The sequence below is a fragment of the Moheibacter sediminis genome, from assembly GCF_900176425.1.
GTDB classification, from domain to species: Bacteria; Bacteroidota; Bacteroidia; order Flavobacteriales; family Weeksellaceae; genus Moheibacter; species Moheibacter sediminis.
Window position 1 is genome coordinate 1 of sequence record NZ_FWXS01000012.1, and the last position, 13,238, is coordinate 13,238.

A 13,238-nucleotide genomic window follows, 5' to 3' on the forward strand; every position below is an offset into this window, starting at 1 on the left:
AGCGGGAGTGTGAACATCAGGAATTATTAAATTAAAATTGTTTCATAGTTGAGATTGTTGAAATCCTCTCTGTCAAATGGGCGAGAGGGTTTTTTATTAATTTTAAATATTGTAATCGATTACAAAAATCTAATGATATTCAATACTAAATATGAATATTACATCGACGTATAGTGAACAATCTTAAGAGTTATTCTTAAAAATCAGGTATATAGTTTATAAGAATTAATATTTAATTATTATTTAAAACTATGATTGTCAGAATTTTAAAACTATTAATTGAAAGGATGTATAATTTAATTTATCAAAAAGCTCAACATTTATATATTTTTTGTAATATTGTCCAATTGACACCAAGTTAAATATTTTAATTAAATATTGTAATCGATTGCATTACTTGTTTGGATTTAATTTTTAACACATAATCTAATTTATTAATTAAAGAAAAGACAGCTTTTCTCACAAATGAACATGAAATTTATAGGTTACGACATAGGAAGTTCATCTATCAAAGCATCAATCGTTGATGCCAAAGGAAAATTGATTGCGCATACCAAACATCCAAATAATGAAATGCCGATTGATTCTCCAGAACCTGGATGGGCAGAGCAAAATCCTGAATATTGGTGGAAAATATTCTGTACCGTAACCCAGAAAATTCTCACAGAAAATAAAATCAATCCAAACGACATCCAAGGAATTGGAATCTCTTATCAGATGCACGGATTGGTTTTGGTAGGGGAAGACAAAATGCCGCTCAGACCGTCAATCATTTGGTGCGACAGCCGTGCGGTAAGTGTTGGTGAAGAGGGTTTCAACGCAATAGGCGAGGAGAAATGCATGAAAGAAGTATTAAATTCTCCAGGAAATTTCACAGTATCCAAATTAAAATGGGTTAAAGAAAACGAACCGGAAATTTACGATAAGGTTTGGAAATTCATGCTGCCTGGAGACTACATCGCGTTGAAATTGACGAGCGAAGCGACCACAACCATCACTGGACTTTCCGAAGGTGTGTTTTGGGATTTTGAAAAAAGTCAGGTTTCGGAAACGATTATGAATCAATTTGGAATCGATTCTCAATTGGTTTCTGATGTAGTCGAAAATTTCAAAATTCAATGTAAAGTTTCAGCAAAAGGTGCGGAAGAATCCGGACTGGCCAGGGATATTCCGATTTATTACCGGGCAGGCGATCAGCCTAACAATGCTTTGTCATTGAACGTGATGAATCCCGGAGAAATCGCTGCAACTGGCGGTACTTCAGGCGTTGTGTACGGAATTACGGATAACATTATTTCCAAAGAACCCGTTCGCATCAACAATTTTGCACACATCAATCATACAAATGAAAATCCAAGAATCGGAAAAATGCTTTGCATCAACGGTGCCGGAATTCAATATAGTTGGTTACGCCATCAGGTTGCACAGGGGAAAGAGAGTTATTATGATCTGAATCTGATTTCATCGCAAATTCCGATTGGTTCAGATGACTTATTGATTTTTCCTTTTGGGAATGGTGCGGAAAGGATGTTAAACAACAAAGATATTGGTTCGTCCATTCACAATTTAAATTTCAACCGACATAAAAGCGAACATTTGTACAGAGCAGGTTTGGAAGGAATCGCTTATTCATTCGTGTATGGAATGGATATTTTGATGAATGACGGATTGCAAAAAGGAATAATCAAAGCCGGAGGCGACAATTTGTTCCGTTCGCCAATGTTTGCGGAAACTATTGCTACACTACAAAATGTGGAAATCCAAATAATAGATACTACCGGTTCTACAGGTGCGGCCCGTGCGGCTGCAATGGGAGCAGGTGCGTTTAATTCTATCGGCGAAATTCTGATGGACAAAGACATCATCACCACTTATCATCCTCACAATGAAAACAAATCACACTACGAAGAGAGCTACAATAAGTGGAGAGACAAACTAAATCAAATATTAAATAATTAACATAAAAAATACAATTTACAATGTCAATAATCACAGGAAACAAAGAATATTTCAAAGGACTTGGAAAAATTGAATTCGAAGGGAAAGAATCAAACAATCCTTTGGCATTCAAATATTATGACGAAAATAAAGTTGTTCGTGGAAAATCCATGAAAGAGTATTTCAAATTCGCGGTGGCTTACTGGCACACGTTCTGCGCAACGGGCGGAGATCCGTTTGGTGTGGGAACACAGCAATTTGATTGGTTAGCGAGTTCAGATGCCAAACAAAAAGCAACCGATAAAATGGATGCTGCCTTTGAATTCTTTACAAAATTAGGCGTGCCTTATTATTGTTTCCATGATTTTGATTTAATTGACGAAGGAGAAAATTTCAATGAATCGACGAAAAGACTAGAATTCATCACCGATTACGCCAAAGAAAAACAAGCGGCTTCCGATGTGAAATTATTGTGGGGAACTTCGAACTGTTTTTCCAATGCAAGATTCATGAATGGTGCGGCAACTAATCCAAGTTTTGATGTGTTGGCGTATGCAGGCGGACAAGTGAAAAATGCTTTGGATGCGACCATTAAATTAAACGGTGAGAACTATGTTTTCTGGGGTGGACGCGAAGGTTATATGTCTTTGTTGAACACGGACATGAAACGCGAGCAGGAGCATTTGGCTAAGTTTTTACATTTGGCAAAAGACTACGCACGTGCCAATGGTTTCAAAGGAACTTTCTTTCTGGAACCAAAACCGATGGAACCTACAAAACATCAATACGATTTCGATGCGGCGACTTGTTTAAATTTCTTACGTCAATACGATTTATTAGGTGATTTCAAATTAAATATTGAAGTTAATCATGCAACTTTGGCGCAGCATACCTTTGAACATGAATTACAAGTAGCGGCTGACAATGGCGTTTTGGGAAGCATCGACGCGAATCGCGGAGATTATCAGAATGGATGGGATACAGACCAATTTCCGGTTGATTTGTATGAAATGACACAAGCGATGTTAGTGATTATCCAAGCGGGTGGATTTGCAGGCGGTGGAGTTAACTTCGACGCAAAAATCAGAAGAAATTCAACAGATTTAGAAGATATTTTCATCGCGCACATCAGTGGAATGGATAATTTCGCAAGAGCATTTTTAGCGGCAGATGCAATTTTAGAAAAATCAAAATATACCGAAATCAGAACCAACCGATACGCTTCATTTGACAGCGGAAAAGGTAAAAATTTCGAAGAAGGAAAACTTTCTTTGGCTGATTTGGCCGCACACGCAGAAGGATTGGGCGAAGTAGGGAGAGAAAGCGGAAAACAGGAATATTTAGAAAGTATTATCAATCAATATTTATAAGCGATGGCTGTCATTATAAATTCAGGTCCTAAATTCACGCCCAGTAAAACCAAAGCCAAAATCAACATGGTTTATGTGACGGTGCTGACGCTCGTTGCGACTTTGGGTGGATTGCTTTTTGGTTACGATACAGCGGTGATTTCCGGTGCAGAACGTTCTGTGGAAGAATACATGATAAAACCTTTGGGATTGAGCTCACTCGCGCATGGCGCCACGATTTCAAGTGCCTTGATTGGGTGTATCATGGGAGGTGCTGTTTCAGGTTTCTTTTCTTCCCGTTTAGGTCGTAAAAAATCATTAATGCTCGCAGCTTTTTTATTCTTTATCAGTGCTTTAGGTTCTGCTTATCCGGAATTTTTATTCTTTGAAAAAGGAGAACATTCCATGGGATTATTGCTTGCATTTAATTTTTACAGAATTTTAGGTGGGATCGGTGTCGGATTAGCATCCGCAGTTTGTCCGATGTATATCGGCGAAATCGCTCCGGCAGAGATTCGCGGAAGATTGGTTTCACTCAATCAGTTTGCGATTATTTTCGGGATGTTGGTCGTTTATTTTGTGAATTGGGGAATTGCTGACGGACAAACCATCGAATGGATCAACGAAATCGGATGGCGTTATATGTTTTTGTCATTGACCATTCCTGCAGGATTATTCGGACTTTTATTGTTTTTAGTTCCTGAAACGCCGCGTTATTTGACGATTGTCCTCAAAGACGATGAAGCATTGAAAATTCTTACAAAAATCAATGGAGCAGAACGCGCAAAAGAAATTTTCGCAGAAATCAAAGAAACGGTTGAACAAAAGAAAAGCAGCATTTTTTCTTTTGGTAAAAAAGTAATTATCATCGGTATTTTGCTTTCTGTATTTCAACAATTTGTAGGAATTAATGTGGCATTGTACTACGCACCACGTATTTTCGAAAGCATGGGTGTAGCCAAAGATGCTTCCATGATGCAGACCGTTGTGATGGGATTGATCAACGTAGTATTTACGGTAATCGCAATTTTCACGGTTGACAAATGGGGTAGAAAACCTTTACTCATCATTGGTTCAGTAGGTATGGCAATTGGTATGTTCGCCATTTCTATCATGTCCTATTACGGAATCATCGGCATCTGGACATTGGTGTTCATTATCGTTTACACCGCATCATTCATGATGTCATGGGGACCGATTTGCTGGGTATTGATTTCAGAAATTTTTCCGAATAAAATTCGTGGCGGAGCCATTGCAATTGCAGTTGCAATTCAGTGGGCAGCCAATTATTTGATATCATCTACTTATCCGTTTATGATGGAATTCAGTGGCGCATTTACCTATGGATTTTATGGCGTAATGAGTCTAGTTTCTTTGTTCTTTGTTTGGAAAATGGTTCCCGAAACCAAGGGGAAATCATTGGAAGAAATCGAAGGAATTTGGAAAAAATAATTTGTTTGAAAGAATTTAAAAATAAAGGATTAATGTTTTAGTTTAAAGAGCTCTCATTTTTTTTGATTGTTAGGAATTTAGAGAGTTCTTTTTTTATAATTAATTTAAACAAAAATGAAAATTAAATTGTCTTTGTCATTGTTTATCTTGAGTATATTCATTTATTCACAAGACGAAATCAGATACCTGACAGATACCATCTATAGTGCCGATGCTTCTGCGCATTTGTTTGACGGAAAGATTTTCATTTATCCTTCACACGACATCGAAACGGGAGTGACAGACGGTACCGACGGCGCACATTACAACATGAAAGACTACCACGTCTATTCGATGGATAAAATCGGCGGTGAAATCACAAACCATGGCGTGGCATTTGGATTGCAAGATGTTCTGTGGGCATCAAAACAGCTTTGGGCACCTGATGCGGCACACAAAGACGGCGTTTATTATTTTTATTTTCCGGCAAAAGACAAAGATGGAATTTTCAGAATTGGTGTTGCCAAATCAAACAAACCTCAAGGTCCATTTAAACCTGAAAAAAATTACGTAAAGGGAACTTACAGCATGGATCCTGCGGTTTACGAAGACAATCAAAAATATTATCTCTATTTCGGAGGAATCAGGGGCGGGCAGCTTCAGAAATACAGAAACAACATTTATTCAAAAAATAACGATGAACCTGCCAAAGACGAAAATGCATTATCACCAAAAATAGCTTTGCTTAAACCGGACATGATTTCATTGGCAGAAGAGCCGAAAGACGTTTTGATTTTGGACGAAAAAGGAAATCCAATCAAAGCAGGAGATGAAGATAGAAGATTTTTTGAAGGTGCTTGGGTACATAAGTTTAATGGTAAATATTATTTGTCTTATTCCACCGGAACCACGCACAAAATCTGTTATGCTATGGGTGACAATCCTTATGGACCGTTTAACTATCAGGGTGTTGTTATGACGCCGGTGAAAGGCTGGACGACGCACCATTCCATTATTGAAGTGGAGGACGAGTGGTACATTTTTTACCATGACACGAAAAAGTCAGGGAAGAATTATCTCAGAAATGTGAAGTATAGAAAATTGACGCATAATCCTGACGGAACGATTCAAACATTAAATGGTTTAGATTAAATTAATTCAAAATAAAAAATATGTTTTCAGTTAAAAAAGTACCCAATCTCTTATTGTTAGCCGCATGTATGATTGCTGTTAATTGTAAAAAAGATTCCGTTGCTGCAGATGCATTTTCTGTTTCGGTAGAGAATGAACTTGATTTTGCGAGAGAAGAAGTAGTGGCTGTTCAGGCAGCTGAATTGAAAAATTTACTCGAAAAAAACAAACCTGCCGATATCCGCGTCAAATTGCAGGGAGAAACCGAATATCTGCCTCTTCAGTGGATCGATTATGACAGTGACGGTAAAGAAGATGAATTGGTTTTCCAAGTGAAAATTGAGCCAAAAACAAAACTCTTTTATGAATTTGTAGCAGATGCTTCAAAGATAAACCCGAAGAGCAAAGCAGTTGCTTATTCGCGCATCGTCCCTGAAAGATTTGACGATTATACTTGGGAAAATGAAAAGATAGCTTTCCGCGTTTATGGACCGAAAGGGCAGGAGGAAGCACTCAAAAAAACAAAAGGAGCGACCCTTTCCAGCGGTGTGGATATTTGGTTAAAAAGAACAGATAAATCTGTAATTGACGAATGGTACAAAGGTTATCTGACCGACCCAATGTTTTACCATGTGGACAAAGGCGAAGGTTATGACCCATACCATGTGGGCGACAGCCGTGGAACCGGAGCTTTGGGTGTTTGGGACAATGGGGAATTATTGGTTTCTCAAAATTTCACTGCGCACAAAACAATTTCTGCAGGTCCTTTGAGAACCGTTTTCGAATTGACTTATGCACCTTGGAGCGATTATAAAATCAGCGAAACGAAAAGAATCACATTGGATATCGGTTCCAATTTCTCAAAATTTGAATCTAATTTCAAATCAGAAAAACCTGTTCCGAACTATACTGCAGGGATTACCCTCCACAGAAATGAAGGCGAAGCGAACATCAATTCCGAAAAAGGATGGTTTCGTCATTGGGAAAAAATCGATGATGCTTATGTGGGACAAGGAATCGTCATTGATCCTTCGATTGTAGATACGGCATTCACACATAAATCAGATGTCGTTGATCAAAGCAACCTTTTGGTGGTTACAAAACCGGCAGGGAAATTAACTTACTACGCAGGGTTTGCATGGCAAAAAAGCGGACAAGTGAATACTGTAAAAGATTGGGAAAAAATACTGGACAAGCAGGCACAGATACTGGCAAGTCCGTTGAAGATTGTTGTTGTGAAGTAATTTGCGTTACTTTAAATTGAAAGCCAACGTCGTTAGATGTTGGCTTTTTTTATTCTTAAATTTTCTGGGTGCTCTACAACTTTGACAAAATTTTTTTGAATACAGTGCAGCAAAATGAAGAATTTATGAAAGAATGAGATTCCTGCTTTGTCGGAATGATATTAATTTGTTATAAATTTTTCTAATCCAACATTTAATCCCGCCAAATGTTTCAAAGCCATTTCAGCTGTCAAAGCCGCACCCAATTTAGACAAATGTGTATCGTCATTTTTTCCTTCCGGATAATAAGCATTTTGACCTTTTTCAAAATGCAGATACAGATCTTTTGATTTTTCAGGACCATAAGAAATAACCAATTGTTCGGTCAGCAATTGCAAATCCACAAAAGCAACTTTTAAATCATTTGCAACCATTCGCACCACCAAAGGATAATTGCCATGCGTATCGATGAGAACACCTTTCTCATTGAAATTTCTCCTAACAATCGAAGTCATCAAAATCGGAATTGCACCTTTTTCTCTGGCTTCGTTTACATATCTTTCCAGATTGGTGCGGTATTGCGTCGCGGGATTGGTAAACCTTACAGAATCCTGGTCTTTCTGATCATTATGCCCGAATTGTATGATGACGAAATCTCCTTTTTTAATTTGTTTGAGAACAGGTTCCCATCTGCCTTCGCTTCGGAAACTTTTGGAACTTCTTCCGTTGACAGCATGATTTTGAATTTCAATTCCCGACATTAATTCCGGAAGCATTTGTCCCCAACCGTGTTCAGGATTTTTATCCGGATCTTTTTTGTCTGCCATTGTTGAATCGCCAATCAAAAATAAGGTTGCTTTTTCCTGCGCGAAAGAAATTGAATTGAATACCATGAATATGATTAAAATGAATTTTTGCATGAATTTAAATTTGAATTAATTTGGAATCCATCCTCTGAAAATATTTTCCAAATTATATTTTTTAGCTTCTTTTTTGGTCAATTGATGTGACCAGATTACCCTTTTAGAATTCTCTGCGCCTTCACCTTTGTTATTATATTCGGCATAATAAGCAGTTTTCTCTTTCTCAGGAAACATTTTATCGCCCGGCCATGCATCCCAACCTTCAGGGACAATGTGCTTCCCGATATTTGAATTGATGAAAACTGTTTTCGCATAAGGACGCCAAGGTCTTCCCAAAAAGGCTTTTGTAATTCCTTCTTTGGCAATTAGTTCGCAATTGAAAAACACATAACCGTAAGGATTTTCTTTGTCAGTCGCTGCGGCGGTAGCATAAGAATCAGTCAGGTTTTTAATGGTACAATTCTGAAAAACTACTGTAGCTTGCCCGAAAATAAAATCGGTTGTTCCTTCGATGTGACAGGTTTCATAGTATTGTCTGCTTTGGTTTGTCGCAGTATAAAGCGTATCCTGACAACCTAAAATATTTGAATTTTTCATGATAAATCGGTCGCCTTCCACATGCAAAGCAACTGCTTGTCCTTGATTACAAGAAGAATTTTTAATCGTGATATTTTCAATTTTGATGTCGTCGCCTACAACAAGAAAAGTGTAAGAATTGAAAGTCGTCATTTTTTGCTGAGTACATTCATCAATTTTTCCTGAATAATCATCATTCACAATGATGGTATTTTCGCGATTTTCTCCCTGAATGGTAATGTGATGTTTTGATGAACGGATTTCAATTTTTTCATTGTAAGTTCCGGATTTGATGTAAACCAAAGCTTCACCCGGACCCAAATCACGCAAAGAATCAATTGCTTTCTGAACAGAAGTAAAATTGCCGCTTCCATCCTGTGCCACGACCAATTTTATGTAGGGTTCAGCTGCATTTAAAATGCTTCCCAACATTAATACCAATCCTAATGATTTTAATTTCATAATGATGAATTTTTAAGGTTTCCAATCGCCCAATACTTTTTCTTTGGTGAAATTATGCGTCTCTTTTGGATCTAAAATATAGCTCCATTTGATTCTGGTTTTCGACGCGCCTTTTCCTTTGGAACCGATTTCAGCATAATAAGCGGTTTTTTCGCTGCTTTCTTTTTCCCAATTATTCCATCCTTCTGCTTTGATAGATTCATCCATTTCACAATTCACAAAAATTACTTTCGCATAAGGACGCCAAGGTCTTCCCAAATAAAATGAATCAGGCGTGTCGCCGCTTATTTTACAGTTCCAGAAAACATAGCCGTAATTCTGTCCTTCCGGCGTGGATGCTGCGGTAATGTAACCGTTGTTTTTGTTGATCAATTCACAATTTTCAAAAAAGGCCGTTCCCGCACCGAAAATATAATCAACCGTTCCTTCGATTTTACAATCCAGGAAATAATGTCTTCCGCCGCCTTTTACCAAATACAACGTATCCTGATTTCCGCGGAAATCACAATTTTTGAAATAAACTTTATCCGCTTCCACTCGCATCGCAACGGCTTGTCCTACTTCGCCTGCAGAATTTTCAAAAGTTATGTTTTTCGCAGTGAAATCATCTCCGAAAACAAAAAATGAAGCTGAACCTGAAGTTCCTATTTCTTGTCCGATTGCATTTAATTTTTTGGAATAATTGTCAAAGGTCAAAATGGTTTTTTCTTTGCTTTCTCCGATAAAATGAATGTTGGTTTTGGAGCTCGGAAGAATTATTTTCTCTTTGTAAGTGCCGTTTTTGATCAAAACCCTGACCGGAACTTTACTGAAATCCGGCAAATGCATGATCGCATCCTGAACGGTTTTGAAATTTCCGGAACCGTCTTTTGCAATCGTAAAATGAAATTCCTCTTGTGCATTTAAAAATGACAAAGAAGAGAGAATTAATAACAAAGAAAATATTTTATTCATGTTAAATTTAATTTCGAAAAAAAAATCACTCTTTTGTTTCAAAATGTTTTTCAGAGTGATTTTTTATAAAATTATGAATTAATTAAATCAATTATTTAATGGCATTTTTCGGTAAATCTTTAGAAGTCTGAAGTAATTTCTGATTCTTTTTTACATTTTCAGGAATCTTCACATTCGTTGTTTTTTCACCCAATACTTTTAGTGAAACAGACTCTTTTGAATCAATTTCCAGCGTTGAAATGTCAATGTTTTTACTGTTGTAAATGGTCACAGGGATTCCTGATTCGGTAGTTTTCAAGGTTACATTTTTCAAAATAATTTCATCTGAATCGATGATGGTGATTCCTTTTTTTGTTTCAAAATTTGAATTTTCAATCACGATATTTTTCAAATTCATTTCAGGCAAACCAACAAAATATGCGGCTTCATCAGAATTAATTACATTGATGTTTTTAAAGAAAATATTTCTGAAAGCCGGCGTTTCTTCCGTAACCGGGACCAATTTTTCGTTTCTTGCTTCCGCATCAGAACTTTGGTCTTCTTCGATAATTGGAGAATTTCCATCGTAAAACATATTGAATCCGATGGTTTGCGAAGGAATGTTGATCATATCGATGTTGCTGATGTAAATGTTTTCCACCACACCACCGCGGCCCCGTGTCGTTTTGAAACGCAATCCTATATCTGTTCCGATGAAAGTACAACCTGAAACGTGAACGTTTTTCACACCGCTTGACATTTCACTTCCCACTACAAATCCGCCATGTCCGTGGTACACAACATTGTTTTTGATGATTACATTTTCTGTCGGAATTGCTCGGTCTCTACCGTCTTTGTCCTTTCCTGCTTTGATACAAATCGCATCGTCACCCACATCGAATTTATTGTCGTAAATCAAAACATTTTTACAAGATTCCAAATCCAAACCGTCACCGTTTTGCGAATACCAGGGATTTCTGATATCGAGGTTTCTGATAATGATGTTGGAGCTCATCAATGGATGAATGTTCCAGGCAGGAGAATTCTGGAAAGTCGGACCGTCTAAAAGGATTCTGTCAGATTTCACGATACTGACCATCACGGGACGCAAAAAGTCTTTGACTTTCACTAAATCTTCCTTGGTGATTTTATCAGGAACATTGAAATTTGAACTGCTTTCATGACCTAATTTTGAGCTTTCAGATGGAAACCACATTTTGCCGTCTTGTGAAACCAATCCACCCGAATCAACCAATTTTTTCCATTGGGCATCGGTCATTTTTCCTCTCTTCACGTAACGCCAAGCGTCTCCGCTTCCGTCGATGATTCCTTTTCCTGTGATGGCGATATTTTGTACGTTGTGCGCCATGATAGGCGAAGCATTTCTGGTGGTGTTTAACCCTTCAAAACTCGTTTCAATCAAAGGATAATCATCAAAATCACGGCTGAATAAAATCAAAGCACCGTCTTCCATGTGCAGATTTACATTGCTTTTGAAATAAATCGGACCCGTCAACCAAATACCTCTTGGAACGATTACTTTTCCGCCGCCTTTTTTATTGATGTCCGAAATGGCATCGTTGATGGCTTTTGTATTTTTGAAAATCCCGTCCGGTTTTGCTCCAAATTCAGTTATGTTGACTGATTTGTTTGGGAAACCGGTTTCTAAAACCTTTGGCATATTGAACTCAATATCTTTGTAGACGTCAGTCTGTGCCTGAATTTGAAATGAAAAAAACAATGCGAGGATGCTCGTGAACAATTGAGTGTATTTTGACATTTTATTTAATTTTTCTGTTGAATGTTTCATTTTAGTCATGTGTTAATTATAAATTTAAATTTTGCAGAAATAACTTCAGTTGTATAGGCATGATTTTCTCCTGAAAATGTAGGCTGTTGTGGTAGAATCAGCATAAAAAAGGCCAATACAAAAGCAATAAATTTGATATGAATAAATTTAATCATTGCTGTTTGTTATTTTCTTCAATTCATTAAAAACCAATCCGGCCACAACTTTAGCACCTTCTGTTTGGAAATGTGTATTGTCTTCCTGACCTTCAGGATATGCTTCATATTTCCCTTTTGGAAGATTCATGAAGTATTTTTCCGAAACAAAATCTTTTCCTTTTTTTAAAAAAAAGATTAATATAGCCCAAAGTGGCTAATAAAGAGTAGTTTACAAGAACCGAAAGTGCTATCGGTAACGATTTAGTAATGGTGCTTACTGCACTCGCTTTCATCTGATTACCTTGTAAATCATTATTGCAAATTTAATAAAAAAAGGGTTAAGTCGTAGTGTACTTAACCCTTTTTCTGCTTTTCCAATATACATCAAAAAGCGTAATTGGAAATAAATCTTTCCCAATATGGGGACACAATGTGATAATGGTTTACATATTATTTCCAAGTTTTGGTATATCAATTAAAATGTGGTTCCGAAACAAGTAGTGATAACTTTTAACAGACTAAGCTATGGAAATCGTGTTGAGTAAAATATTATCGCAAATTCAGCATCAGGAAGATAATCTTTCTTCTCAAATTATGCAAACTGCTGATGAGGCTTACCAAATGACCTTATTCCTGAAGGAAATGCTATTTACCATAAAGATGAAAGTCTTACAAACCGGATTTAAGGACGAACGGCAGGAAATCAATTTTTTCAAGAATATCAAACCGCAGATTTTAGGAAAACTTATTTATTACAATAAGGTATTCCGCATTGAAACTACCTGCCCCGTAAGTGCAGGGAGAATACACCAAAGTTATTTTGAAAACCAACTTAAAATCCTCAAATCCGAATACAAGGAAAGCATATCCAATGAGGATTTTTACAGGTACTATCGTGCAGGCAGAACTGACCGTGACCACAGTTATTTCAGGCTCGGAAAAATCAATTACCACGATGGTCTAAAAAGTAGTGTATTTGAAATTGACCTTAGCTTTTCTACTTATTACGATAACAAAGTTGCCCATATTATAGCCAATGAATTACTTTATACTTTCTTGCTTACCAAAATAAACCCTGAAAAAAATCCCGATACCATTTCAATAAACGGTGATGGAAACAAAGACATTTCGTGGACGAACTCGCAAAATGCACTGATAGAATTGATTTACGCCCTGTATGTTTCCAAATCTATTGCATACGGGAAAATAGGCATCAGGAAATTAGCATTGATTTTCCAAATCCTCTTCCGAACGCCCTTGAACGATATACATCATTCTTTCCACCGAATGAAAACAAGGGCAGGCTCCCGAACGGTGTTTTTAGACCAGCTCAAAATTTCCCTCGAAGAGTATATGGATAAAGACCTTTAGCAACATCAGCACGG

The 13,238-nt window shown here is 37.2% G+C and carries 11 protein-coding genes; 6 read left to right on the top strand and 5 right to left on the bottom strand.

Annotated features, from left to right (window positions below):
• The first annotated feature begins 465 nt into the window (after window positions 1–465).
• The 5 genes from B8977_RS14215 to B8977_RS14235 all read left to right on the top strand — a co-directional run bounded on the left by B8977_RS14215 (window position 466) and on the right by B8977_RS14235 (window position 7,093).
• Window positions 466–1,959 (top strand): xylulokinase, encoded by a 1,494-nt coding sequence (locus B8977_RS14215; protein ID WP_317043220.1) that lies wholly within the window; start codon window positions 466–468, stop codon window positions 1,957–1,959.
• Between the two features lie 20 nt (window positions 1,960–1,979).
• On the top strand, window positions 1,980–3,308 hold the full coding sequence (gene xylA / locus B8977_RS14220; RefSeq protein ID WP_084018955.1) for a xylose isomerase: 1,329 nt from the start codon (window positions 1,980–1,982) through the stop codon (window positions 3,306–3,308).
• Window positions 3,309–3,311: 3 nt separating this feature from the next.
• Window positions 3,312–4,739: a D-xylose transporter XylE gene (gene xylE, locus B8977_RS14225; RefSeq protein WP_084018957.1), complete on the top strand. Its 1,428-nt coding sequence runs from the start codon at window positions 3,312–3,314 to the stop codon at window positions 4,737–4,739.
• Between the two features lie 114 nt (window positions 4,740–4,853).
• Window positions 4,854–5,870 carry a glycoside hydrolase family 43 protein gene (locus B8977_RS14230; RefSeq protein ID WP_084018960.1) on the top strand — a complete coding sequence of 339 codons (1,017 nt, stop codon included), beginning with the start codon at window positions 4,854–4,856 and terminating at the stop codon, window positions 5,868–5,870.
• A 20-nt stretch (window positions 5,871–5,890) separates the two neighbouring features.
• Window positions 5,891–7,093, top strand: coding sequence for a DUF4861 family protein (locus B8977_RS14235; RefSeq protein ID WP_245828575.1), 1,203 nt, complete (start codon window positions 5,891–5,893; stop codon window positions 7,091–7,093).
• A 161-nt stretch (window positions 7,094–7,254) separates the two neighbouring features.
• Here B8977_RS14235 and B8977_RS14240 read toward each other — a convergent pair whose 3' ends face one another.
• The 5 genes from B8977_RS14240 to B8977_RS15135 form a co-directional block, all read right to left on the bottom strand.
• A complete protein-coding gene (locus tag B8977_RS14240) occupies window positions 7,255–7,992 on the bottom strand; it encodes a rhamnogalacturonan acetylesterase (RefSeq protein WP_084018962.1) in 738 nt (245 codons plus the stop codon).
• A gap of 15 nt (window positions 7,993–8,007) precedes the next feature.
• Complete coding sequence (locus tag B8977_RS14245; RefSeq protein WP_084018964.1) at window positions 8,008–8,973, bottom strand: pectinesterase family protein; 966 nt, start codon at window positions 8,971–8,973, stop codon at window positions 8,008–8,010.
• Window positions 8,974–8,985: 12 nt separating this feature from the next.
• Window positions 8,986–9,927 carry a pectinesterase family protein gene (locus tag B8977_RS14250; protein WP_084019041.1) on the bottom strand — a complete coding sequence of 314 codons (942 nt, stop codon included), beginning with the start codon at window positions 9,925–9,927 and terminating at the stop codon, window positions 8,986–8,988.
• A gap of 91 nt (window positions 9,928–10,018) precedes the next feature.
• A complete protein-coding gene (locus B8977_RS14255) occupies window positions 10,019–11,716 on the bottom strand; it encodes a glycoside hydrolase family 28 protein (RefSeq protein ID WP_084019042.1) in 1,698 nt (565 codons plus the stop codon).
• Window positions 11,717–11,863: 147 nt separating this feature from the next.
• A complete protein-coding gene (locus B8977_RS15135) occupies window positions 11,864–12,001 on the bottom strand; it encodes a hypothetical protein (RefSeq protein ID WP_159447504.1) in 138 nt (45 codons plus the stop codon).
• 377 nt (window positions 12,002–12,378) lie between these two features.
• Between B8977_RS15135 and B8977_RS14260 the strand changes: the two genes are divergently transcribed.
• On the top strand, window positions 12,379–13,224 hold the full coding sequence (locus tag B8977_RS14260) for an RteC domain-containing protein (protein WP_084018966.1): 846 nt from the start codon (window positions 12,379–12,381) through the stop codon (window positions 13,222–13,224).
• The last annotated feature ends 14 nt before the right edge of the window (window positions 13,225–13,238 follow it).